Origin of the sequence: Alkalihalobacillus bogoriensis ATCC BAA-922 (assembly GCF_000621445.1) — a bacterium.
Lineage (GTDB): Bacteria > Bacillota > Bacilli > Bacillales > Bacillaceae_F > Bacillus_AO > Bacillus_AO bogoriense.
In genome coordinates, this window is record NZ_KK211279.1 from 325,785 (window position 1) to 350,530 (window position 24,746).

At 34.8% G+C, this 24,746-nt stretch carries 19 protein-coding genes; 6 read left to right on the plus strand and 13 right to left on the minus strand.

The genetic code is table 11. The annotated features are described in order from the left end of the window. Nucleotides 1-4 precede the first annotated feature (4 nt). A complete protein-coding gene (locus T323_RS0122620; protein ID WP_373279356.1) occupies nucleotides 5-862 on the minus strand; it encodes a helix-turn-helix domain-containing protein in 858 nt (285 codons plus the stop codon). 251 nt (nucleotides 863-1,113) lie between these two features. Here T323_RS0122620 and T323_RS0122625 point away from each other — a divergent pair, with 251 nt between their 5' ends. The 3 genes from T323_RS0122625 to T323_RS0122630 all read left to right on the plus strand — a co-directional run bounded on the left by T323_RS0122625 (nucleotide 1,114) and on the right by T323_RS0122630 (nucleotide 2,471). Then, nucleotides 1,114-1,314: a hypothetical protein gene (locus T323_RS0122625; RefSeq protein WP_026675312.1), complete on the plus strand. Its 201-nt coding sequence runs from the start codon at nucleotides 1,114-1,116 to the stop codon at nucleotides 1,312-1,314. Between the two features lie 26 nt (nucleotides 1,315-1,340). After that, nucleotides 1,341-1,550 carry a DUF3997 domain-containing protein gene (locus tag T323_RS29820; RefSeq protein ID WP_373279359.1) on the plus strand — a complete coding sequence of 70 codons (210 nt, stop codon included), beginning with the start codon at nucleotides 1,341-1,343 and terminating at the stop codon, nucleotides 1,548-1,550. 111 nt (nucleotides 1,551-1,661) lie between these two features. Further along, nucleotides 1,662-2,471 carry a MerR family transcriptional regulator gene (locus T323_RS0122630; RefSeq protein ID WP_026675313.1) on the plus strand — a complete coding sequence of 270 codons (810 nt, stop codon included), beginning with the start codon at nucleotides 1,662-1,664 and terminating at the stop codon, nucleotides 2,469-2,471. 22 nt (nucleotides 2,472-2,493) lie between these two features. Here T323_RS0122630 and T323_RS0122635 read toward each other — a convergent pair whose 3' ends face one another. From T323_RS0122635 to T323_RS0122655, 5 genes are all read right to left on the minus strand, one after another. Then, nucleotides 2,494-3,123: a GNAT family N-acetyltransferase gene (locus tag T323_RS0122635; protein WP_026675314.1), complete on the minus strand. Its 630-nt coding sequence runs from the start codon at nucleotides 3,121-3,123 to the stop codon at nucleotides 2,494-2,496. 280 nt (nucleotides 3,124-3,403) lie between these two features. Beyond that, nucleotides 3,404-4,480, minus strand: coding sequence for a sugar ABC transporter substrate-binding protein (locus tag T323_RS0122640; protein WP_026675315.1), 1,077 nt, complete (start codon nucleotides 4,478-4,480; stop codon nucleotides 3,404-3,406). A 24-nt stretch (nucleotides 4,481-4,504) separates the two neighbouring features. Next, nucleotides 4,505-6,025 carry a response regulator gene (locus tag T323_RS0122645; RefSeq protein ID WP_245613756.1) on the minus strand — a complete coding sequence of 507 codons (1,521 nt, stop codon included), beginning with the start codon at nucleotides 6,023-6,025 and terminating at the stop codon, nucleotides 4,505-4,507. Next, nucleotides 6,006-7,469: a sensor histidine kinase gene (locus T323_RS0122650; RefSeq protein ID WP_026675317.1), complete on the minus strand. Its 1,464-nt coding sequence runs from the start codon at nucleotides 7,467-7,469 to the stop codon at nucleotides 6,006-6,008. Before T323_RS0122650 ends, T323_RS0122645 begins: the two co-directional genes overlap by 20 nt. After that, nucleotides 7,466-8,443 carry a sugar ABC transporter substrate-binding protein gene (locus tag T323_RS0122655; RefSeq protein WP_026675318.1) on the minus strand — a complete coding sequence of 326 codons (978 nt, stop codon included), beginning with the start codon at nucleotides 8,441-8,443 and terminating at the stop codon, nucleotides 7,466-7,468. Before T323_RS0122655 ends, T323_RS0122650 begins: the two co-directional genes overlap by 4 nt. A gap of 1,047 nt (nucleotides 8,444-9,490) precedes the next feature. Here T323_RS0122655 and T323_RS0122660 point away from each other — a divergent pair. Then, nucleotides 9,491-9,703, plus strand: coding sequence for a helix-turn-helix transcriptional regulator (locus T323_RS0122660; RefSeq protein ID WP_026675319.1), 213 nt, complete (start codon nucleotides 9,491-9,493; stop codon nucleotides 9,701-9,703). Next, nucleotides 9,693-10,118, plus strand: coding sequence for a hypothetical protein (locus T323_RS28190; protein ID WP_051556682.1), 426 nt, complete (start codon nucleotides 9,693-9,695; stop codon nucleotides 10,116-10,118). Before T323_RS0122660 ends, T323_RS28190 begins: the two co-directional genes overlap by 11 nt. Nucleotides 10,119-10,585: 467 nt before the next feature. Here T323_RS28190 and T323_RS0122670 read toward each other — a convergent pair whose 3' ends face one another. From T323_RS0122670 to T323_RS0122690, 5 genes are all read right to left on the minus strand, one after another. Then, nucleotides 10,586-11,110, minus strand: coding sequence for an NUDIX hydrolase (locus tag T323_RS0122670; protein ID WP_026675320.1), 525 nt, complete (start codon nucleotides 11,108-11,110; stop codon nucleotides 10,586-10,588). A gap of 90 nt (nucleotides 11,111-11,200) precedes the next feature. Then, nucleotides 11,201-11,800 (minus strand): hypothetical protein, encoded by a 600-nt coding sequence (locus T323_RS0122675; RefSeq protein ID WP_026675321.1) that lies wholly within the window; start codon nucleotides 11,798-11,800, stop codon nucleotides 11,201-11,203. A 17-nt stretch (nucleotides 11,801-11,817) separates the two neighbouring features. After that, nucleotides 11,818-13,083 carry a hypothetical protein gene (locus tag T323_RS0122680; protein ID WP_026675322.1) on the minus strand — a complete coding sequence of 422 codons (1,266 nt, stop codon included), beginning with the start codon at nucleotides 13,081-13,083 and terminating at the stop codon, nucleotides 11,818-11,820. Further along, on the minus strand, nucleotides 13,080-14,897 hold the full coding sequence (locus T323_RS28195; RefSeq protein ID WP_026675323.1) for an AAA family ATPase: 1,818 nt from the start codon (nucleotides 14,895-14,897) through the stop codon (nucleotides 13,080-13,082). The genes T323_RS0122680 and T323_RS28195 overlap by 4 nt, the downstream gene beginning before the upstream one ends. Nucleotides 14,898-15,405: 508 nt before the next feature. Then, the gene (locus T323_RS0122690) at nucleotides 15,406-19,140 is read right to left on the minus strand and encodes a PDDEXK-like endonuclease domain-containing protein (RefSeq protein ID WP_026675324.1); all 3,735 of its coding nucleotides are present in this window, start codon (nucleotides 19,138-19,140) and stop codon (nucleotides 15,406-15,408) included. A 364-nt stretch (nucleotides 19,141-19,504) separates the two neighbouring features. On the opposite strand from T323_RS0122690, the gene T323_RS0122695 reads away from it, so the two are divergent. Further along, nucleotides 19,505-20,488 carry an alpha/beta fold hydrolase gene (locus T323_RS0122695; protein WP_218971046.1) on the plus strand — a complete coding sequence of 328 codons (984 nt, stop codon included), beginning with the start codon at nucleotides 19,505-19,507 and terminating at the stop codon, nucleotides 20,486-20,488. A gap of 659 nt (nucleotides 20,489-21,147) precedes the next feature. On the opposite strand, the gene T323_RS28200 is transcribed toward T323_RS0122695, so the two are convergent. Together T323_RS28200 and T323_RS28205 are read right to left on the minus strand one after the other, a co-directional pair. After that, complete coding sequence (locus T323_RS28200) at nucleotides 21,148-22,215, minus strand: hypothetical protein (RefSeq protein ID WP_051556683.1); 1,068 nt, start codon at nucleotides 22,213-22,215, stop codon at nucleotides 21,148-21,150. 450 nt (nucleotides 22,216-22,665) lie between these two features. After that, complete coding sequence (locus T323_RS28205; RefSeq protein ID WP_051556684.1) at nucleotides 22,666-24,159, minus strand: restriction endonuclease; 1,494 nt, start codon at nucleotides 24,157-24,159, stop codon at nucleotides 22,666-22,668. Between the last annotated feature and the right edge of the window lie 587 nt (nucleotides 24,160-24,746).

Sequence of the window (24,746 nt, forward strand, 5' to 3'; positions counted from 1 at the left end):
ATGCTCATACTTCCTTACATCCTATTTCTTCTTCAAATGATAGATTCACTGGCTCTTCCAACAGTTCGCCATACACTTCTAAATTAGTAGTTGAAACACTTTCATCCACTTCTTCAAATGTGAATTGATCTGCCCAGACTGTTCCTTGTCCAGACAATATAATACCAAATGAAATAACAGCACTTTGGTCAGGAACATCTAAAATAATCGAATAATGACTCCAGTTTGTTGTTCCTTTAATAGGACGATTACTCATATTATCAAATTGAAGAACTTCTCCCATTGTGTCGTCTACTCTCATCCACATCCCCGCGTCCGTCTCTACATCTTCTGTACACATGAAACAAGAAAGTTTAATGCGCTTTCCAACAAACTGGTTAGCCTTAAAGGTTTGCATCATTGTAGCAAATTCACTTGAATCTGATACTGTTTTCGATTTTAAATACCCCGATGCTTTCCCTTGATGAACAACTTCATAGTCAACTCCCATTTCATAATTAAATGGATTTGATCCACTTAAAAACCATCCCTTTACTTTTGACTCCATCTTTGGTTCCTCCTTATTTTTAATTACATCTGACATGATTTTGCGATATTTTCCAGGGGGAAGTTTGTAAACTTCTTTAAACGCTCTTGTAAATGATTCTTGTGATTCAAATTGATAATATAACGCGATATCAAGGATGCGTTCATTTGTATAAAGCAAGGCTGAAGAAGCATTTGCCAACCTTCTTAGACGAATATATTCCGTTACTGTCATACCAATCGAGGATTGAAATATTCGATGAAAATGATACTTTGAAAAATGTGATTGTGATGCAATATTTTCCAAGGTTAATGGCTTATCTAAGTTCTCTTCCACATACAAAATCACTTTTTTAATTGTACTTTCATGGGTAATCAGCGAAGTCACCTCCTTTTAATAGTAGGATATCAATGTTCATCATTCGTTTTTTGATATTTCTTGCGAAGTAATCTTTAAAGTACTATCTAGATTGTTAATGAAGAGTACAGTTATTTCCATAGGAATTTTGGGATTAAATGTTAAAATAAGTGTAATGAATCTTTTATTTAATGAGCAAGTAACTTTCTTGTAAAAATGGGGGCAGATTAATGCTTAAGAATCAAATTTTTCATGTTTTGATTTTCGTCTTAATGTCTTTACTAATATTAACAAGTTGTTCAGGAATGGCTGATTACAATGTTGACCTGCCAGGAGAATACTCCGTTGTGAGAACTTCAGCTCACCAAGTAACGATAGCACCTAAAATTGATGATTCACATTGGGGGAGTGACACATTCCAACAAAAGTAACCGAACTAGCTTGGGATGATAACTATATTCTTGCAAAGCAACTTGGCTTAAAAGAAGACCCAAATAGTAGCAGTGGTTATGAAATACTTAATAATAACGATGTGAATTTTTGGATACTAGAATTTAAATCCGAAAAGGTATATGGACCTTTTGATGAAGATAATTTTGTAAAAAAAAGAGATGAGTTAGGCATATCTACGAGTCTAAAATTAAGGAAAATTGAGGACATTAAATAGTTCAATGATGGAGAAAATAGGGAGAAAACTAATCTATAATCAAGAATGAGATAGATAATAGAAATTCTTTGGTGATAGAATATTTTTATTATAGTCTTAGTGGAGGAACCTATGGATAATAAGAGGTATTTCTCAATTGGAGAAGTTTCCAAATTTAAAAATGTTACGATAAAAGCTTTACGATATTATCATAATATAGGTCTGTTAGTACCTGCCTATATTAATCCAGATAACGGTTATCGTTATTACACAATTGAGCAATTCATCTACCTGGATATTATAAAAGTCTGTAAACAAAGTAATGTAAGTATTAAAGAAATTAAAGACTTATTTGCAAAAGCTGATACTAATTACCTTAAATTGTACTTAGAACAAAAAAATGAAGAAATTCATAAGAAAATAAAAGAGTTAGAACAACTGACTAAACGAATAAAAACATTAAAGAACGCTATACAAACAACAGAAGATGAACTCAAGCAGACTGGATTTACTTTTCGAACATTAGATGAAAGGTACTTTTTTCGTTCACCTGCAATAGGTGGAGAACTTAATGAGATAATGGCATTCGAGAAATTAGATGAAAAATTAGGGGAGGATGTAAGTCAAACCTTTCAGTACGGATTGATATATTCCCATCAAACCAATCAATGGCAGGTTAGTGACGTATTTCGTGTAATCACTTCAAACGCTTATTCATTATTTAAAGAAAACACTAATGTATTTGTACTCCAAAAGGGAGAATATGTAACGATTAATTGTACGAGAGATACTGAATTAGAGACTTTTCAATTAATTCTAGAGTACCTGGAGAAAAACCAATTAACGTGTGATAAAATTTATCTGTTTTATTTAGTTACTGAAATATTTAATCAAGATAATCACTTTTCCCAATACCAATTTCGACTAAAGCCCACCCCATAATATGAGGTGGGCTAGCTCTAGCCTAAAGTTTATATTCATAAATAAAGTTTTTATTTTCAAACTTTCCATTAGGAAGTTCGAATACAGTTACTTCTTCATTAAAGCGAGTAAAGCCATTATAATCGTAAAAGCCATAATTACTTATTGTGTCTGTATAAACGTAAATTTTCTTCGCTTCTGTATCAGTAAAGTAGGAAATGAGTTCATCCAATAACTTCTTTCCTATCTTTTTTCCTCTAGCCTTTTCAGAAACAGCAAAGAATTCTAAACATCCCTGAAATTCATCTTCTTTCCCACTAATTAACTCGCTATAGGCCTCATTTGTCTTGGACATTAAATCAATAAATAGGTTTCGTTCTACATCATTTAGATTCAAAAGCTGTAACAATTCATTTGAATAATCTTCTTGTAACAATCGGTACGTTGGTATTTCACCAACTCTCGAACCAAAAATGACACCAATCACTTCTCCGTCTAATGTTGCTACCCTCCCAAATGTACTTTTGTTTAATATAGGACTCATGAACATCATTGTAATCGCTGCATTTAGTGTGTTCTTATCCTCTATAAAGCCCTTTGCAAATGTATCTGCCGTAATGGCTTTAATCGGTTCTAGATCCTCTTTTCTAATGTCTCTAATTTCTACGTTCATGTTGACTGCCTCCTTTAAATTGGTGTTGCTTACAATTCGAGTGTAAAGTATCCCCTATAGAGGAGAGTCAACTGTTTTTGAAATAACTTTTATCCATCCATAATTTAATACAAAACTAAAAGAGAAGTTACGTTTTGGGTAACTTCTCTTTGCTGCAAACTATTTTTATGTTTTTCTATGAAATGATGCTATAAATGTGTGCTTTTTCTAGACAGTATTTATCAACTGAATTCTATACTACCTACTTGTTTTCTTACAATTTGTCCAAAGTATAAAAACTCTACTCACCGAAAGAACGATACACTTCTTCTTTCTTATGAAACCCATCCGCAATAATCGTCTCATCTATATTTGCTCGGTCAACAGCAATCGGTGATAGCAGAAACGAAGGGACATCGACGAGTTCATTGTTTACTTTTTGCTCTTTTGACACATCTTCTCCCCTCGCTAGCATTACAGCTAACTCAGCTGCTTTTTGTGATAGTTCGTTAATCGGTTTATACACCGTCATGGTTTGGGCACCTTCAACAATTCTTTGAACGGCTGCTATATCTGCATCTTGACCAGCTACAGGAATTTTGCCTGCAAGTCCTCGCTCCTGGAGAACTTCAATGACGGCACCCGCTGTTGCATCATTCGTCGCAATAATCGCATCGATTTCGTTATTATTTGCTTGTAATGCCAGTTCGATATTAGCTTTCGCATTTTCAGGGAGCCATTCTTTTGTCCACTGGTCAAAGACGATTGTAATATCACCATTGTTTATATACGGCTGGAGAACATTGAACACTCCTTTTTTAATTAAATGAGCATTATAATCGGTTTCCGCGCCTCCGATATAAACATATTTTCCTTTAGGAACTAAATTCGTTATGGCCTCCGCTTGCAATTCACCGATTTTTTCATTGTCATAGGACACATACAAATCTACATCCGCATTTTTTACTAACCGGTCATAGGAAAGAACTTTTATCCCAGCAGCATGGGCTTTATTGACGATAGCAGCGGTCGATTCTGCATTGTGCGGAACGATAACAAGCAAGTCAATGCCACTGCTTATCATTTTTTCTGCCTGCCAAATTTGCAACACATCATTGCCATGAGCTACCGTAATTTCCACTTCTGCCCCAAGATTTTCGACTGCCTCTTTAAAGAGCTTTTTGTCCTTTACCCAACGCTCTTCCACCAATGTATCCATCGAAAATCCAATTTTAATTTTATCCTGTGATACTTCTTCCTTCGGTGTGTATACCGGTGTTTCCGTCATCACTTTTTCATTCCGGTCACAGGCGAAAAGCAATAAAGTGATGCCGAGCAAAAATAAAGCGATTTTTACTTGATTGAACGGTTGTTTCATAATTGTAGCTTCCTTTCAAGTGACCTATTTGGCATGAAGCTGTTTTCGATATTCTGTCGGTGAAAGCTGACACATCTTTTTAAACACCTTACTAAAATAATTTGGGTCATGGTAACCGACCTCAAACGTAATTTCTTTCAAGCTTTTATCCGGATCCCTCATTAATTTCTTTGCTTTCTCAATCCGACATTCCGTTAAAAAATGAATATAATTAATGCCAAGTTGTTCTTTAAACATTTTGCTAATATAAATAGGGCTTAATCCTACTTCTTTACTAATCGTTTCAAGAGATATATCTTCGTCCGCATGTTTTAGCACATATTGCTTTATTCGCTGAATTGTGTCTCCTTCTAAAGTCGAAGCATGAGCTTTATACGCCTGTTCCATTCGTTCTACTATCGTATTCATTTCTACTCGTAATTGTCTGAAATCCGTTGCTGTTAACGTATAAAGATAGGAATCTAACTCGACACCCATTTCATGTAAGATTTGAGAGATAACCCAGACAAATTCCGATAAGCGTTGTTGTGTTTGGAGAAAGCGGCTTCCCTCTTTTTCTGCTCCGCTTAAAAAGTCTGACAGCTCAGAATGAAGGGCTTCCCACTCTCCATTTCGAACGAGCTTGAATACTTGTTCTTCTCGTTCTTTCAATTTCTTTCCATCAAGGCTAGGAAGTTGTCCTTGAACTTCAAAATAATAACAATGTCTTTGAGGAAGCATTGTATCTTTCGTCGCCATTAACGATTCCTGATAAGACTGTCTAATTTGATCTAATGAACGATATACATTCCCAATCCCAATGAACCATCCTGAATTCAATGATGGCGCTAATGATAAAATTTGCTTCACTAATAAACTAGCTTGACTTTGAAACTTTTGCTCCTGCTTCCGGAACACAATAATCGGAATTTGTCGCCCAGATAAAGGACCTATCAGCATATCTCCTGTTTGCCTTACTTTTTCTCGAATCGCAGAATAATCGACCACTGCTCCTTGTGGTAACAATAAGGTCATGACAAAAGATTCTTGAGTCATCTTTAAATCTAATAAATGAACGAGCTGATCGATATGAACTTCATGGACATGATCAAATAATAACTGGGTAACAATATCTGCTTCAAATAAGGACATTAACTTATCTTCATTTGATTTCTTTTCTGACATCTCCATCTTTTCTTCCTCAACGAGCTTTAACACTTTCCCAACGGTTTCCACGATGTTCTTTATTTTACTTGGCTTAACGATGTAATCGACAACGCCTAATTTCATGGCTGAATGGGCGTAATCAAAAGTCGCATATGCCGTTACCATAATAAATTTAATATGTGGATGATTTTTGTTCATCTTTTCAATGGCTTCAAACCCATCCATTCCTGGCATTTGTATATCCATTAACACGACATCTGGTAGAAACGCTTCTGCCATTTCCAAAGCTACTCTTCCGTTAGGGGCTTGCTTCACTTCAAGTCCAGAAAATTTCGTGACTAATATTTGTTGCATCGTCTCTCGTTCAATTTGTTCATCATCAACGATTAAAACTTTCATCAGTTCGGTTACCTCCTCTCTCTTTAAACAAGAAAATGGTGACTTTTGTTCCACCTTCACTCTTGCTTTCAATGTTCATGACATCATGATACCCATTAAAGAGCCGCAATCGTTTCACGACATTACTTAAGCCAATTCCCGATGAATGGCCTTTTTGAGAATCACGACGCTCCTCCATAATTTGTGTCATTATTTCGTCTGACATCCCTGGTCCATCGTCCTCCACTTCGACAATAACCTTGTCTCCCCCATCTTTCACACGGAACCAAATTTGTCCGCCTTGTTCAAAAGGCTCAACCGCATATATAACCGCATTTTCTACGATAGGCTGGATCGTTAACCCAGGTATTTCTGCTTGCAAACAACTTTTATCAATATCTGTATGAAAGGTCAGTCGGTCTGTAAATCTCGCATTTTGAATTTCAATATAAGCTTGTAACACATTGACTTCATCAAAGAGCGTAATCGTCTTGTCGAGGTGTTTTAAATTATAGCGTAATAAATCCGCAACACTCGTAATCAAATCACTTGTTTCTTCAGCACCCTCCATATACGCCTTCTTGGACAACGTATTTAACGTATTAAATAAAAAATGAGGGTTAATTTGACTTTGCAATTGTTGCAGCTGACTTTCTTTTAACAGTAATTTATTTTGTTGCAGCTCTTTCTCAAGCTTTGCTTTTTCGCGGATTTCCGAAATGAGATTATTTATATTTACTCTCATCTGTTCAAACATTTGTCCTAAAAAAGCAATCTCATCTCTAGAGTCGACCTCGATTTTTACGTCAAATCTCCCCTTTGATAATTCACTTGCTGCTTCGGTCAATTTTTTTACAGGTTTCGTTATTCTAATAGAAAACCAATACGTGAATAGCAATAACAAAAAGATAATTAACGAAAGAACCCAAAAACCTAATTTACTTACACCTTCTGCTTGTGTGATGATTCCTCGGTAATATGGATCAAAAGTTTTTAACTCTATATCAATTAACGTTAATGTCATCTCTGAAATATAATTCGAAATAAACGTTGCTTCTTTCATGATGGCCATCGAATTTTCTGAGTTTAACTCTTCATGTAAGCGAACTGAACGATCTGTCGTTTCGATAAGACTATCAATTAAATGAATATAGTTCGTTAACGCTAGTTCATTCGAGACATTTTTAAGATCCAAGACCTGCTCTTTTAATAACTCAATCTCCATCTTACTAGTCGTAATATGGTCTAAATTTTCACTTGTAGGAGCAACTAAATAATTATTTAATTCTGTTACAATCGTTTGACTTGCACCCGTTAATTCATTCAAAATAATATATCGCTCAAGAACAAAATTATATTGCTCTTGCATTTTTTGATTATAGGACGTTAATGAAACCCAAATGACAGTCATAATTAGTAGGACAACGAGAGCAAGCACCCAAATTTTCTTTTGTAATTTATTCATGGCGCATCCATTGCCTTCACGAGTCGAATATCTGTATGATAGCCTTGTAATTCCAGTGGCACGGCCCCATCCCTCAACCATTCCATCATCAAGCTAACACTAATGACGCCCATACTTCTTGGAGATTGTTCTACGACCGCATCTAACTTTCCTTGCTCCAACAGTAAACTAGACGCGCTATCCTCATCAAAAGAATAAACATGATAATACTCTAGCTTTGTCCTTCTCTCAATCTCCTCCACAATATGCGAAGCAAACGGGGCATGAACGGCGATGAAAGCATCAACATTAGGATATTTATTTAATAAATCCTTTGCTGCGTCTACCCCAGCTTCTCTAGATTCACTAGCTTTGGCTTCAATCATTTCAATAGAAGAATACTGGCCTAGTACATCTTGTATTCCTAACAGGCGTTGCTTCTGATAATACTGTTCATTACTATCTAGCATCAAAATAACTTGACCGGTTTCCCCCATATCTTGAACGAGTTGGTTTGCGATTAATTTTCCTGCTAAAAAGTGGTCTGAACCAACAAACGTTTTCCGAAGACTTTCTTCCATTGGAACATCATTGGCCACGGTAATAATAGGAATGCCATGAGACGCGGCTTTCACCTTCGTTAACTCTTTAAACTCAGGTGTATCTAAGCCTTGGACAATAATCCCATCCACTTTTGCATAAATCGCAATGTCAATTTGTCTTAGGAAATCCTCTTGATTCCCAGCGTAACTCCCCCACACCTCTAAACTCGCTCCATCATTTTGAGCTTGCTCTTTCGCACCTTCACTCACCTTTTCCCAAAAAGGCGTATCGAGCTCTCTCGTAATCAACACAATCCGATTATCAATCGATTGCTCGGCTGTCGTTTCGGGCAACTTCGAATCCGAAAAAAACACACTAACGGCGGAGTTAATCGTAAAATAAAATAAAAACCCTGATATGATAACGATTACAAATGTAAGAATCTTCCCCATGCATGACGTACCCCTTTGCTAAAATGAACTATCATTTAAAACTTTTAGACTAGGAATCTAAAACTAATTTTTCATAATTTTATTCATTATACATGATCCAGATGAATGATGTAATAACTAGTAACTCCCATTCTAGTAAACGACATAAAGAAAAACGCGGGATCGTCTTTTCGTTTCACGCGAAGTGCGGAGCCCTGCCCGCTTTTGACAGTGAACCCCAAGTGCTCTTCTTGCGGTGAAACGCGCAGGTGCGCAGCCTTCGCTCTTCTAGAATAAACTTTCAAAGCTTCGCTGCTAGACCAAAATTTTTATGCTTTCTTATCTTTTAAAAAAAGAAGCTACCGCCGCTCCTAGTTGAGACGGAGTAGCGCTGGTTTGGAGAGTTTAGTATTCATTTGGTAGAGGCATTGGCCGCATTCAGAGGAGAACGCATAGCCTTAGCGGACATACGTTCCGCTATTTCAATAAAAACATGCCTTTTTCAATTCTTATCGGACATCTGTTCCGTTATTTGCCCTAAAATAGCACCGTTCCCCCTCATTTTGGCGATATAACGGAACTGGTGTCCGATAGCTTTCCAGGAAACGTTACTTTTTTGCAAAATAAGGGAACGTATGTCCGTTAGAAATCGCGGTACCCTCCCCCGCTCCTATCAGCAGCCTCTCGTAAAACGAAAATCCTGTATGTTAACCTGAAATGAACACTTTGCTCTCCCTTCTGTGACCGCTTGAAAGGGTTGACACAGTTTTTGCTTTCCTGTTTATACTTCCATTTTTTAGGAAGCGTGTATGATGGTCTTAACGATAATGCAACCACTGTTTGTCTTTGCATTATCGATGCTTAGAAGATGTGTATAGACATTAATAATAATACATTGTGCACTAACGGAGCAGGTTAATTGAAAATTTTATATTAGTCTAAACATTTATACAGGTAGCAAAATCCTATATTTTTTTTGAAAGTTATGGAAAGTTAACTTTACATTTAGTTCAATCAGTAATAAAATAATGGAAAGTTAACTTTCCTTAAAAAGAAGGGAGTCAATGTATGAAGAATAGATTAGAGGAGATAAGAAAGAAACGAGGAGTTAGGCAACAAGAACTCGCTGACGCATTAGAGGTTACAAGACAGACTATAGGTTCTCTTGAAAATGGCAGGTATAATCCATCCATTACTTTAGCTTTTAAGATTGCACGTTATTTTGGAATGAGTATTGAAGAAATCTTTATTTATGAGGAGGATTTAGATAATGAAAAATAATTTTTATTGGATTCTATTTTTTATAGGTGTGGCAGTAGGGATAACAAGTATCATTTTAGCTGTATTTGGTGCAGACATATTAGGAATATCATTTATACGGGAAGAATTGGTACCGATAGCGTTTGGATTTTTAGGAGTAATGTTAATCACAATGAGTGTGTTCCAATTGATATATGAAAAAACAAAAACAAAAAAACAGTATATAGAAGAAAAAGACGAGCGGAACATTCTTATTCATGAGAGGGCAAAGTCAAAAGCATTTGATTTAATATTTGTCCTTTTTCCACTAATACTCTTAACTCTGGCAATACTTGGATACATGAATCATGTCTCTTTCTTCACTCTCTACATTGTTTATTTTATCTGCTTAGGCTATTTTGCATATCAACTAATATTACAAAAAAAAATAGTTTAGATTGAAAATTATATTTATTAATTTATTTATTTTTAAGGGAAATTGTTTCTACGTTAACAGTTGAATTTTTCTTTAGAGACTTATAACAAAAGAGGGGGGGAGGATTGGAAGAAAATAAAAAAAAATCTAAAAATCAATTATATTAATAACTTTAATTGGAGTTATTGTTGGAAATGGCTTATTATGGTCAACGGCTGGGTTAGTCTATTATTAGTAAAACTGAATATAAAACTATAAAATAGGGTTAATAAATAGGCTTATTCCACTAACTGGCGCTTTACTTAAACAAAGATATAGAGCTTAAAGAGCCTAAATTATGAAAGTTTTTATACATTACTTGTTATATAGGCTCTTTTTATTTTTTTGAAAAATACTGCGTGTATGAATTATTCATCATCTGGATCACTTTAGGTTTTTAATCAAATTTCCAATTGAATGTGTCATTTTATTTGACGGTCACACCTTCCTTACACTCTCCGTTTATGTGCCCCCATTTGTTTTCGCATATCAAACAAAAGCTCAATCAAACTCGTATGATAGGGAATGAATGTTTCTTCTTCAATCATCCTCAAAATCTCTTCCCTCTTCGCCCACTTCACGTTTTGTACTTCCTCTTGTTGCAGCGTCAATTGCTTCAAATCAAGCTCAACTTCAACTAGATAATAGTCATCAAACCCGACCTCAAAGTTTGCTGTCAAAGAAGGTCTTATCCCTTGCAAATCAATAGCATAGCCGATCTCTTCCAACACTTCCCGCTCTGCGGCTTGTTGACTTGTCTCTCCAGAAAGGGCACTGCCCCCTACCGTAATATCCCACATATTCGGCCAGCCACTTTTGAAAGGTTGACGTTGCTGAATGAGCATTTCTCCTTTTTCATTAAAGAGACAGACATGAATCACTAAATGGTACTCGTCTTTTTCAAACGGTTCTCCTCTTTTCATCGTTTTCCCTGTAAGGGTCCTATTTTTATCATATATATCCCATATTTCCAATGTTATCTTCCTTTCAATTTTATCTACTAAAATACAAATAGTTTCACAAAGAAGCTCAATCCTTATCTTCTTCATGAAACTATTCGTTCATTACCTAAACCGAATTCTTTTCTTATCTACTACCACATTATCCGTATCATAATAAATAAAATAATGTTCATCTTGTCGATTATCTATCGTAGCATAATACAGGCTATTGATTCCATCAATTTTAAAAAGCGCTACTGGCTTTTCTTTAAAGTTATGTTCAATACCAATGGCCTCTATTTCTTCATTTTCAATTATCCCATAAGCTATATAAAAATAATCTTGTTCTTTCGTTACGATATATTCATTAGATATATAATGGACAGGCGACAAAACCCCCGTGCTCTCGGAATCACTTTTTGGATCATTTATGATTGTACCTCCAAAACCGTCTATCCATGTCCACCTTCCAAACATCGTTTCTTTTACATAACTAATCTCCAAGGAAGGAATGACGTCCTCATCCCCCTTAATTTGCTTTGTAAAAAAAGCAACTACTCCATTGTGAACTTCTTCTACAGCAATCAAAGAATCGATGGGACCGCGATTTTTTTCAATAGCTTTTCCAAAAGTACTTTCTGTATTATGAAAAATAACAAAGGCAAAGATAATGAGACCTACTATAGATACTAGGATTAGACTATATTTGAGTTGTTTTTTCATGATTGAATTTTCTCTCCCTAAAACCTTCTCTTCACAACTTGTACCAATTCCATATTTGTATTTCCAGGTATCGGGACATCCCCTACACACAACAGACCGTTAACCTTTACATCACTACCAAATAAATAATCCCATTTCCTGTTCTTAACCAAGTATATATAATCGAGTAATTCTTCCATTCCCGTAATCGCATAATCCACCTTTGATGTATTTTTAACTTCCCCAATCGTTAACGTCACTAATTCATTCTTTTTCTTATCGAAAACTTCAAGAAGAAAGTCAGGACGTCCACGCCATACGATGTTAGTTGGATTTCGTCCAAATATTGCTTTTGCATATTGATTTGATATAGAAAAAGCATTAAATTTTTGTTGTAAATATGGATTTTGACTATCTGCTATTTCGTTCGCTTCGATTTTAAAAGCGATTGAATTGGAACCTGTAGAGTCATGATAAATGTGGAAAACTTGTGATTCATCTTCCCAGGAAGCAACCTTATTTTGCGAACCATCTAATAAGTGAAGCCTACAATCATTTGAGTTTTGTTTAATGACTTGCACAACCCAATACAATTCAAAAAGGACATCTTGATTTCCCGGTTCGATAAATGTTTCACGAAGAAGTTCAATTATATCTTCTTCATGAAACTGACGGTTCATAAGCTTTCTATACACTAACAACAACTTAGCTGCATCACGATAAAGTTGATTTCGATGTTGTAATGTTTTTCGGATTATACGGTCAGAAACTGCAACATGCTCCACACGCTGTAAGTAAATATTCTTCTTATACGCCTGTGCAATGTTTCCTTTTAATTTTTGCCATTCTACAAACCATTTCGCTTTCTCGAAGCCTTGTACATAAGAATCCTTGTACAAAATCGAATACAATAATCCTAACAATTCTTTCAATACGAGATTTTCTGGAATATTGTAAGTTCGAGTGCTTTCATTTGTTGCGTAAATCGTTTTATCCTTATAATTTCTAGCAAGGCGATCTTTTATCGTATGTTCCCAGTCAATTTGGCCTCTTATCTCACCACTATGTGTTTCTCTTTTCATCGTTGTTGTTGTCTTAAATCTTTTTAGTAAGATAGGTAGGTCTCTCACAAAATCCATTGTTTCTTCTTTTAGGAGAAAGCGAATCGTCAACAGTTGCTCAAGGTTTTGAATGTTCACATTCACTTTAGAAAAAAAGGAATTAATTGTAACTTTTCCTGCTTTTAAATACCCGTGGAGAAATTCTGAGATTTCTTTCAGCAGTATTTCTTCCTTAGCACTCATTCAAGTCCTCCTGTGTCAAAAAAATCAGCAACAAAATCTTTTAAATAATTTTTGTCACTAATGACATCCGTCTGTTCAACTACACGGTCAATGAATTCATATATTTTTTGAGGCGGCAATCCTTCAAATTGAGGTAACACATATAAAATAAGCGCTGATGTGAAATCATCATTATCTTGTGTATATTGGGCAATATCCTTTATTATCGCTGGACCTATTTTACGATACTGATTAATTAACTTCCATATAACCGTTAACACATCAACGTTTGGATAAGTATTCATATTCCAAGCCTCTACATATTGCTGGATTAAATCAACTGTAATTTCTTTTGGAATACCAACAGGGATAAAAGCAAACCGTCGCATAAAAGCATAACTCATTTCATACAACGAAGCTTTATCGACCGTATTCATCGTTCCAATCATTCTCCAATCCTTTGGAATCACATATGTACTATCGTCTGTCTCCACGGTATTTATCTCTTTTTGTGGCTTCAATACGATAGAGCTTCCACTTTCTGACTCGAATGGGAGTGTAATGGTATCTCCTGTCAAAACAGAGAATAAAGGCCCGAACGCTTTATCAATATCAGCCCGATTAATTTCATCAATAATCAACCACTTGTTTACAGGTTGATTCGACTGTTTCTCTTTAACACAGTTTAAGAAAATGCCTGGATTAAAGTACAAATCCCCATTATTATCCGGACGATAGCCACCAATCGTTTCGTAGGTTGACCAATTGGATACTGCGGTAACCATGCTCCAATCAACCTGATACATTTCACATATTTTACTTGCTAGCTTCGATTTCCCTGTCCCTGGAGGTCCAGTTAAAATAATATGCTTGCCGTTTTTAATCGCAGTTTTAATTTGTTCAACAAGTAAGTCTAGCTCTTCAAACACTAGTCCTTCCTGAATATGCCCTACCCCTTCAAAATCAACAGTAGACATTGAATCTCCAGTTCCCTCTATTATTGCTGGAGTAACCTCTTCTTGTACTGTGTCACCTCGCCATTTTTTTGCTATTTCTCTTGTTTCATAAAAATCAATTGGCTCACTCGGATATTCCTCTTGAAGAGTTTCTCGAATAAGATAAAGCTTCTCATCCATGTCTTTACTTGATGGGTCCGAAATATAGTCAGAAAATGCTTTTACAATTCTGCCTTTATGCCCCCAGCTTGCTATCCGTTCAAAATATTGCGGCAACAGCAAATGAAGAAAAATATGTAACATCTGTACTCGTTTTCCTACTTGTCTCCGTGAATCGTCTGCTAGTCTTTTCAACTCTTTTTCATTATTCATAATTTCCTTTCGAGTAGCCAAAGACTGATTTTTCAATTTCTCTACGATTAAAAATAAAAACGAAACCTCAAAATATTTACTCGTATTATAAAAAGTTCCCGTTGCCCCAAGTCCATGTTTTAGCGCATTAAATATCGGTAAAGATTGATCCAAGTCAATCCCTTTCCAAGAAGCTATCATTTCTAGCTTTTTCATTTTAGTTGGGTAGCTAATTGAGCCTTTATACGGAAACATATAATAAATAAACATGATTTCAATCGCTAATTTATAAACACTTTCGGATTCATTTTCCAACTGTTTTTTCAGTTTACTATCAAAACTATCTCCTGATTCATTCGGATTCTCTACAAAAACAGCTTTAAACCTCTGTAAATTCTCATCTGACCAAACCGTTTCGCCATCCCAAATCAATGACTTATCATCTAGTAAACATTCATCCTTCCACTTTTTCGCTGCATCATATATTTCTTTTCTATCATTTATTTCATTTTCATAAAATATTGCCATGAAACAACCCCCGCTTTTATGTATTTCTTATCATATTATATCTTTTAATAAGCAATAGCGGTATGATGAACAACCAACACATCACATATCTCATTTTTGCGGTCAGAGCAGCCGTTATTTGTGAACATGATAGGGGTTTCCGTTTTTTAGCGGCCACAGGAGCGCTTATTTGCGCAAAAGCCACTTTATTCCTAGCGATATATGATGATTAACTGCTCCTGTGTCCGCCAACGTTCCAAAACGCTAGCCATGTTCACAGATAACGGTTTTCATGGCCGCTTACTTCCCATAAACAATAAGAAAAATGCGGAGCGTCTTTTCGTTTCAAGCGAAGTGCGGATCCCTGCTTTTTTTACAGTGAACCCCAAGTGATCTTCTTTTGGTGAAACGAGCAGGTGCGCAGCCTTCACTCTTCTAGAATAAGCTTTCAAAGCTTCGCTGCTAGACCAAAAATTTTATGCTTTTTACAGTTTAAAAAACCTTCGTTTTTCAACGAAGGCTCTAATTTCTATTTCTTTTTCACCAACTCTTTCACTCTTTGGTCAATTCTTTCTATTTCTGCATTTTGGTTTCGCCACCAGTTGCGGCTCCATATTCGTTCAATTGTCCAGCCGCGACTTTCAAGGAATTTTTGCCGGTAGACATCTCTTTCTTTTGCATTTTGAGAACTATGATACATAGCACCATCACATTCTATTCCTAGAATATATCTCGAGGAATCTTCTGGGTGCACGATTGCCATATCGATTCGATAGCCGGACATTCCGACTTGAGTTGTGACTTCATACCCTAAATTTCTTAATTGATTGTATACTTGCTCTTCAAAATTAGAATCAAATTGCAACTCTTGTTTTTTCACATGGGTCGTCACTGTCTCATTCAGTTCTTGGATGACTGACTCAATTACTTCGATGTTCGATTCGGCTACTGCTTTAGCATACTTCAAGTATGACTTGAAAATTTTCGGACCTAATTCTGCTGTGTTCGTCACATTGAGTTGTTCTGGTTCAATACTTGATACGACAACAATCCCCTCTTTTGCTCGAGTAACGGCCACATTTAACCTATTTTCTCCCCCTTTTTGATTCAGAGAGCCAAAACGATTATACACCTTTCCTTCTTCGTTCTTCGCATATCCGATCGAGAAGAGAATAATGTCTCGCTCATCCCCTTGAACATTTTCAATATTTTTAACAAACACTCGTTCATCTAGTTCTTGGGACATAACTTGTTGATAGATGACATTAAATTCTTCATCTTCTTCCGTTCGTTTCTCAATCATATCTAGTATTTTTCCTTGTTGTTTCGCATTAAAGGTAATAATTCCGACTGTTTTCTTCGGTTGATTAATTAAAATGTCTTTAAGTTGCCCTACGACTTCAAGTGCTTCTACCTCGTTAGATTGATTTATCCAATACCCGTCTACTTTCTTCCACTGTATTGCTGATGGGGTTCTGTATTTATTGACGTTCGGCGCAATTTGAATATGTCCGTTATAAAACGCATGGTTTGAAAAGTTAATTAACTCCTCATATTTTGACCGATAATGCCACTGTAAAATTTTCTCCGGAAATCTTCTTTTCGCCAGATTTAACAAGCTAACCGAATCGTCTGTTTCAAATTCCGGTTCATCGTCGTCATCATCATTGCTTGAAATACTCCCCATAAATGTTGTTGAAGGTGGCAATTGTTTCTCATCACCAGCAACAATGACTTGTCTTGCTCGATACACAGAAGGAATTCCACTCTCCACTGTACATTGGGATGCCTCATCAAAAATGACTAAATCAAATAACCCTTCTTCAAGCGGAAAAATAGCTGACACTATTTCTGGTGAAGCAAGCCAAACAGGAAGGATATCGACCAAACCATAACTAGCGAACTCATTAACAAGTTTTCTTAATGACCAAATCATTCGCTTCTTTCCTACTTGGTGCTTTAAATCTCTTATTCTCTTTGTATGGGTAGCTTGAGCTTTTTCCACACTTTCCGTTAACTTATGGATAATATATTCGGTAGCCACTTTTCTTTTTTCCTCAATCAATAACGCAAAGGCAGCTCGAATCCGCTGAAATTCATTTGTCGATACTTTTTGAACTTGAGGATATTTTTTTTCGGTTTCGTCAATCCACTGAACATAAGCAGAATTTCGAAATAAATCCACCCAAAAGTCCGGCAATGACATGTCCGTGTTGTTTTCTTTTTCTTGTAACTTGCCGATAACGCCGCGCACTTGCTCTGTTGTTCGAGAAAAATAACCATCCATCTGTTGCAATTCTTCAAAATCACTGTGGATCGACTCAAGAATTTGATTTAATTCTTTAACCGGAATATCCCCTTCTGATATTCTCGTTTTGAAATAGGAGATTTGTTCATTTGCCAAATATTTTGATAGCTTTTCCACTTCCTCAGACATGGCCTTCGTTTCTTTCCCTAAGTTGTGCATGATAATCAGAGACTGCTTCACTTTTAACCACTCTGTAGAATTTACACCTTTAAAGTTCTCCCCATCCAACAACTCATTGATTATGGTTTTCCCAGAAAACGTGGTCCACCACCATAGCCGTAATCCTTGAAGTGTCCGTTGATTCGTATCATCTAAGTCTGGATACACTTTATCCAACTTATTCTCGACCAACCATGTATAAGCGGGCGTTATCTTTTCTTGATCTAATGATTCGAGATAGTCGACAGCTTTTTCCGCTCGAGCAATGACCGCATTTAGTAACTCTATCGCTTGTAATTTATCTTTCATCACGAAGTTCGAAAAGCTTTTCCGCTTTTTCAAAGGATAATCCTCATGCCCAAAGCGAGCAAACCACTCGCCATATGTATAAACACGTTCAGAGATTTCATCTAACCCATCTTTATCTAAGTCGGATAAGACAGAAGATAACTCAATAATTTGCGTCGTATTTTCAACAGAATTAGCTAAGCCATATAAATCATATAGTCTGAGCCCAAACGGTTGCTTTTCATAAAGAGCCTTAGCAATACTGTTTAAGAGCTCCTCATGATTTTGCAGTTTTATCGATGTCGTTGTTAAAATCTCTACCGATTCTTGATGGGTGATTTCACTTTGCTCAATTACAGACGCTAATTTTGCATAAAGTACTTTCCGGTCAAATTTTTCATCATGAACAAGTGCTACATGATTACTCACCCCTAAGCTATCTAACCGCTGATAAACAACGTCTAACGCAGCACGTTTCTCACAAACGACTAAGATTTTTTTCCCTTGTTTTACCCCATCGGTAATTAAATTAACGATAACTTGCGATTTCCCTGTTCCCGGTGGTCCATGCACAACAAGTCCTTTTCTATAATACGCTTCTTTCAAAATCTCTTCTTGAGATCCATCTGCAGGTAATAAATTTAATAGTTCAATGTTCTCTTCCTTTACTTCCAGTGATTCTTCCTCATCTGTTTCTGTGTCTACGTCCGTTGAAGTCGAATCGATTAACTCACCAGCAAGTGAAAGATTATCACCATTCTCATTTTTTTCAATTAGTAATTCATAATCTCTTACTAAAGACGTATTCCCTTGAGGAAAATGCCCAATGACTGCATTTTCTACTAACGTTATGTTCGCGTTCTCGGGTATGTCATCTGCCGTATATTGCTTTAATTTCGACATTCCTTCTTGATTATATTGGACTGATATTTCATACTCTTTTAAGAAGCTTAGCCAAGTTTCAAAGTCCAAAGACGTCGCTAAACTCGCGCCCTTTTCAAAGAATTCTTCAGTAAACCGTAAATCATTGTACTTTTTAAACGCAAGAAACAATGTCCTATTTAACTGGGGTTCCCCTTCATCTAAACTCAACACCCATCTTTGGCTATTCACTTTAATCCGCTCAAGTCTCAAAGGATATAAGAAAAGTGGAGCTTGAAAAAAAGTCCCGTCTTGAAGTGTACCGGATAAGAACGGATAGCCAAGATAAAAATCGTGAATTCCTTTCTCTTCTTCAATGCTCTTTATATTCCGAGAAAGATTCGTTAGTTTCTTAGCGAGTGCGAGCGAGTCATCATTATCAATGGAAGGCTTTAGTATCGTAATATTTGATTTTGTTTGCTTCACAATTTTTTCTACAATTTCCGAAACATTGATTTCTTCTGCAAGCTTATCCAACTCAGTTAGGTCAAAACTCCACTTATTATAAAGCTTTAACAACCGAATCGACCGATTACGCTTATTTATATTGTTAAGCTTATCCCTCATATGTACTAACTGTTCTTTCATGCTTCTACCTCTTTCATATATTAATACGTTACTGATGAGTACTTAGAAATTACAGATGTTATGACCCTGTTATTTAACAAGGTCATCTATTATACAGATGACTTCCATAACCATAGAAGCTTGTAAAATTAGTTATTTTATTCCATCTTTCACCACATTAGTATTATATCAGACATTTTTTTCAACTGAAATTATTTATACAGCAATCTAGCAAATGCTTAAGGTTATCATGACTATATGTGCCAAACGTAGTTCTTAACGACAGTTTGTCTACTAAAATAATGATTTTGTAACAAGCAATTCATATTTGATAGCCGTCTACAACTATTTATGTGTATAATTGAATTTGGAATAATCTGTATATATGAAAATGTTGATGAGTAGCGCAGAACTGCTATCGCTTATTGTAGTAATAGGCAGGATAATAGGAGACGATAGACAACTCGATGATTATGAAACGAGGGGAAATAGTATGAGTATATACAAATCAACTGATAGTGAGAAGATGATGTTGGAACTATATCACTCCCAGGTTAGAGGCTTAGGGATAGACTATGAAGATTTATATGTGAACACAAGGTATGGAGAAACTCATGTTTTAAAAATGGGAAACCCTAATGCTAAGCCTGTAATTCTTTTTCACGGGGGAAATAGTACTTCTGCTTTTTCATTAAGCAAAAACTTACACTTATTTAAAGACTATTTAGTTTATGCTCCTGATACAATCGGACACCCTGGAAAAAGTGTTCAAAACGTTTTATCATCAAATACACTTGATTACGGATTTTGGGCTTCTGATGTGATCGGTTCGTTAGGATATAAAGAAATCATTTGCATTGGGGAGTCCTTTGGTGGGGGAATTTTAGCAAAACTTATGTGTACTTCACCAGATAGAATATCTAAAGCAATTCTACTTGTGCCTGCAGGGATATACAACGCTTCAAAATATAAACTGATCGTGAGTATGGGTATACCAATGCTTATGTATTTATTAACTAAAAAAGAAAAGTGGTTTAGAAAAGCATTTTTACCCATGGCCTCTTTAAATGAATCTATCGATAATGAAACGCTACAAATGATCCGAACCACCTTTCATCATGTCAAAGTAAATCCAAATATGCCTTCAAATGTAAAGGCTACTGAAATGAGAAAGTACAACTCACCTACATTACTATTTGCTGGAGAAAAAGATGTTTTGTTTCCAGGCGAAAAGGTGATTAAACGAGCTAACGATATTATTCCAAATGTTGAAGGACACCTTCTGAAAAATTGTGGTCATTTATACTTCACATCAGCGGAAAGGCGGCAATACATTAGTCAAGTAGTGAATGATTTTTTATCTAACTAATTGTTAATCTAATTCAATGGGTAGCTTCATTGTATAATAGATTTCAAAGGTTGTTCATCAGTAATTTCAAACCATATTGCAATTTTTTTAAAAGTATTGTTTCCAAGGTTAATAAAAAGAAGGAGAATCGTGATATGTATTTACTCATATTCACCATCATGTATTGTGTAATAACACACGTAATGAAAATAGACTTTGGATTTGCGCTCGGAATCTATACAATAGGTCTAGCTTTAATCAAAGGATGGCGTACGAAAGAATTAAGAGATGTCTTTAATTTCAGAAATACGAAAGAACTTATTGAAAGATATACATGGAAAGATTCTTTATTTGAGTATTTGTGTTTATTCTTAGTTTTCTTAAACTCACTTTTACTCGGTGGTATGTCGTATACAATTATTGAATATATCTGGGTTTTCTTTCTTGTTGCAGCTGTATATCGATTTATATTTTGGGGTATAACACATGCCATAAGGAATGGAAACTAACTTTATAGCACAATGGCCAATGTTCGAAAATAAGGTAGTTTTTTTAAACCCGTTCTATTTTGTCTTACCTATCTGCTAAGGTCCTTAGTAGAAAAGACGAAAACCAGCAATGATTGCTCGGTTTCCGTCTTGATGATGCTACGCTTATAGAAATAGTCGCCTTCATTCTGTTTAGTTGTTCCTATCGAGGATAATTTTAATATGATTAATATCCAAATTAAATTCCTTAATCAGAGCTTTTACATTATTGATAATCCTTTGTGCACTTAAGTTTACTTCAATGAACAAATTCGCTTCTTCCAGTAAATAAGCTACACGCAAATTTTTATCAGAAGTTGAAAAGAAGTCTCTATTTCGCCCCGTTAATTTCGTTTGCTTTAATTGTGTTAAATCTTTTTCAGCTAAGTATTTACAGAAGGTAATATAGACTTGCTTCCAGCTCTGCGCTTCAAATTCCTCATTGTAAATAACCATTCTTTTTGGTTTCTTACCAGTTACGTTTATACACCAATCCATAACTTCCTCATTTCCCAGTGATGTTCCTACATCAGGTTTAGAGGTCGGTTGAACCGTTTGTTTATCCACATCTTCCACACTAGTCAAAACTTCTTTTAATTCTTCTAATGTTTTCACTTCATCTAGATTATAATTAACTGGACGATTTATTTTTACCGCACGCTCTACATCAGCTAAAAAGTCTTTAAAATCCTTATTAATTTCAAACAGGTTGTTTACTGTATCTCCATCAATTTCTTCTTTTCTTTTCGCAGTAGAAACTAATTTAGAAGTTGTCGGCTCATCCAAATTAAGCTTTATGATTCCAATTCCAAATGAATTCGACAGTCGATTCATCTTTTGTACTAATTTTGTGTTTGTCGTATCTATTTCCACAGCCACTAAATATCCTTCATTTGCCCAACTTGAATTCGAAACAGCTTGGAAAAACACTTCACGCAAATTGGACATCGTAATTTCCTTTTTTAATTCAAATGAATATAAAATGACTTTTGGTACATTGTATTGTTCCGCTAACGAGACAACTTTTTCACTCCAGTCAGAAGTCGTTAAACTATATCCAACCATATCAGGGTGAATCCACTCATTCTCTCCCTTTGTTGAATTTATTGACCTCTCCTGATAAATTGTCTTCGCAGCTATACCTAATGAATGATTTAAGTAATAATTTAAAAATGGGTGCAATTCTCTTTCATGAAGGTTATCTAAAAAGTGTTTGTTCATTACTATCACCAATCTACTCAGTTGTTTTTTATCGTTTACCTTATTTTGTCCATAGAAACAGTATGACTAAAAACGTAGAGAATAACCTTCCTTATTTAGAAAAACTAATACTTATTTCAGACGAAACCCCATCATTCCACATGCTCTATTAACCATGTAAGTTCTGAATTAGTTAACGTCTCTTTATATATCTGATTCACTAACCACAAACCGCTTTCCCTAAATTTTTTTTTGGGGAGAATATGAACCAAGCCAATCTTGTGACGGGCAACACTCTTGGCATATGGATACAGTAGAGATTATTCTTGCTTCGAAGTAGAGACGTTCTTCTTTCGTTTCAATGGGAAGAATAGAAAAAGAAAAGTTTCGCTGGATGTAATCACTTATCTGTAATTATCTCTTAATTATAGTATATCGTATTTTAATAATTATAAAATGCAAACAAGTTTTTTACAAATTATTCAACTCAAGAATACTCTTAAGCCTATAACCATCCCATAGGAGTGTATTGGTTTTAGCTGCTAAATTTACAGCGGATTGTGTAAAACTACTATTTGTAATAACCCAGGAAACATCTGCTCCATAATATTCTTTTCCTGATACAACTTCTTGAACGGCTTTGTTGCCAACTTTTCCTGAGTATCGTTTAGCTTGAATTGCGTAGATTTTACTATTTCTTTTAGCAACAATATCTACACCTTGGTCACCCGACTTTTTGGTAACATTAGCTCTAAACCCTAAATTCCCCAATATTTCCACTAAGAATTTTTCAAATTCCTCACCGGTCATTAATTCGATATCATCAATTGACACTTTTTTATCCAGGATAAATGCCTGAGGCTTAAACAATTCGTTTTCAAGCTTAGTAATTTCATAATTTTTATATTCAATCTCAACAAGAGCATATAAATCATCAAAATCAAGATAACTTTCTATAAACCCCTTTTTTACTAAAAGTAAATTTAAAAATCCTAAATAATTAAATTGAGACATTTGTTCCTCTACTATTGATATATATAGACCGATAACTTCTTGTAAAGTCACATTATTTTCGTTTATTTGCAGAAGTTGATACAATTCGTCCTCTAATTCGTTATAATTTTTTTCTAAAGCCTTTTCTTTTAATATATTTAGATAGAAACTTTCATTCATAACTAGGAGATACCCTTTTCTCATTAGTAAAGTAAAAAAAACTGAAATATGATTTATATATAAGTCCCACGCCATTTCCTTTGTTTTAATATATTTATATGAACTATTATACAAGCTTATGGTACCTCTCCAATCGCCTTGTGAATTTATTTCTTCTATTTGCTTCAATATGTGCTCTATTACTCCTGGGACAGCTAAGCAAAAGCAATCATGTGTATCATTAAATTTTTTAGATAAATCATCTAGTAAACTGTCCCGTTTGGGTTTCGGGAAAGGTTTTGGAATAATGTCAGATTTACTACTTAGGATTGTTACTCTAGGGTATTTGTTTTGTTTTTTTTCTAAAGTTCGTTTTAATGCACCACACAATCTGGTTAAACTTTGTATTTTATTGTAATTAGAATTTTCAATTAATTCTATCTCTACAAATTTTAATTTGTCTTCTAATTCCCTTAATTTCTTTCCCTTTGTTGCTATATCTTCAACTATTTCCTTATTGTTTTTTGAAAAACGTTTATATTTCTCTTTTAAAGTTCCTAATTCTAAATCCAAATTATATTTTTCAATTTGTTTAACATTCTCTTCTTTTTTTAGATTGATCAACAATTCATTTTTCTTGGTTATTTCTAGCTCTAGTAACGAATATTTTTTTTCTGTATTAGATAATGTTTGTTTAGCATTTTGTAATTCTATATTTATTAATTTTAAATTATAATTTGTTTCTTCTATCATTTTTAAATTTTCATCTTTTTTTATGACAGCATTAATAGCTTCTTTAACAAAATTAAACATTAAATTTCCCCTTTAAACTTTTTATTCAATATCATTCATTAATTATAGGGTAATTTAATATTAATAAATAGCTTTATATCAAAGGAAAAATTATGAAATTTCGTATAAAACACAGAATTATCTAGGGGGCAAATATGACTCTCTCTTATGCAAGTAATATTAATCTATTAAGACAATCAACAAAAGAAGAAAATAGATACAAATAATAAAACTTCATGTTATTAAAGCTATTTGTTAAAACTTAAATATGAAATACTATAGAATTAACATCTTTTTACTAAGCTATCCCGTAATAAGATTTGGTTGGTCTGTTTAAAACATAATTTATTTATTTTTTAGTTTTTATACCTGTTATTTTACATTATTGTTACATTTTTAACGTTGCATTAGCCTTTATTTTCCCTGTTATCTTTCTCTTCAATAAATGATGGTAGAAACATCATTTATTGATTAAAAGTTGTCCTAGCATTCTTTTATAAAACCCTAAACTTCAATTCAAAGTCACAATGTAGAAAATACTGCTGAATATTCTTATAAATCATTTTAAATAAAAAAATCTGTTACAATTAAATAAGTACGGAAGAAAT

Coding starts and splice junctions, on each gene's coding strand:
- T323_RS0122625 (WP_026675312.1), top strand. CDS start 1,114: ATGCTTAAGAATCAAATTTTTCATGTTTTGATTTTCGTCTTAATGTCT.
- T323_RS0122630 (WP_026675313.1), top strand. CDS start 1,662: ATGGATAATAAGAGGTATTTCTCAATTGGAGAAGTTTCCAAATTTAAA.
- T323_RS0122635 (WP_026675314.1), bottom strand. CDS start 3,123: ATGAACGTAGAAATTAGAGACATTAGAAAAGAGGATCTAGAACCGATT.
- T323_RS0122640 (WP_026675315.1), bottom strand. CDS start 4,480: ATGAAACAACCGTTCAATCAAGTAAAAATCGCTTTATTTTTGCTCGGC.
- T323_RS0122645 (WP_245613756.1), bottom strand. CDS start 6,025: ATGAAAGTTTTAATCGTTGATGATGAACAAATTGAACGAGAGACGATG.
- T323_RS0122650 (WP_026675317.1), bottom strand. CDS start 7,469: ATGAATAAATTACAAAAGAAAATTTGGGTGCTTGCTCTCGTTGTCCTA.
- T323_RS0122655 (WP_026675318.1), bottom strand. CDS start 8,443: ATGGGGAAGATTCTTACATTTGTAATCGTTATCATATCAGGGTTTTTA.
- T323_RS0122660 (WP_026675319.1), top strand. CDS start 9,491: ATGAAGAATAGATTAGAGGAGATAAGAAAGAAACGAGGAGTTAGGCAA.
- T323_RS28190 (WP_051556682.1), top strand. CDS start 9,693: ATGAAAAATAATTTTTATTGGATTCTATTTTTTATAGGTGTGGCAGTA.
- T323_RS0122675 (WP_026675321.1), bottom strand. CDS start 11,800: ATGAAAAAACAACTCAAATATAGTCTAATCCTAGTATCTATAGTAGGT.
- T323_RS0122680 (WP_026675322.1), bottom strand. CDS start 13,083: ATGAGTGCTAAGGAAGAAATACTGCTGAAAGAAATCTCAGAATTTCTC.
- T323_RS28195 (WP_026675323.1), bottom strand. CDS start 14,897: ATGGCAATATTTTATGAAAATGAAATAAATGATAGAAAAGAAATATAT.
- T323_RS0122690 (WP_026675324.1), bottom strand. CDS start 19,140: ATGAAAGAACAGTTAGTACATATGAGGGATAAGCTTAACAATATAAAT.
- T323_RS0122695 (WP_218971046.1), top strand. CDS start 19,505: ATGAAAATGTTGATGAGTAGCGCAGAACTGCTATCGCTTATTGTAGTA.
- T323_RS28200 (WP_051556683.1), bottom strand. CDS start 22,215: ATGAACAAACACTTTTTAGATAACCTTCATGAAAGAGAATTGCACCCA.
- T323_RS28205 (WP_051556684.1), bottom strand. CDS start 24,159: ATGTTTAATTTTGTTAAAGAAGCTATTAATGCTGTCATAAAAAAAGAT.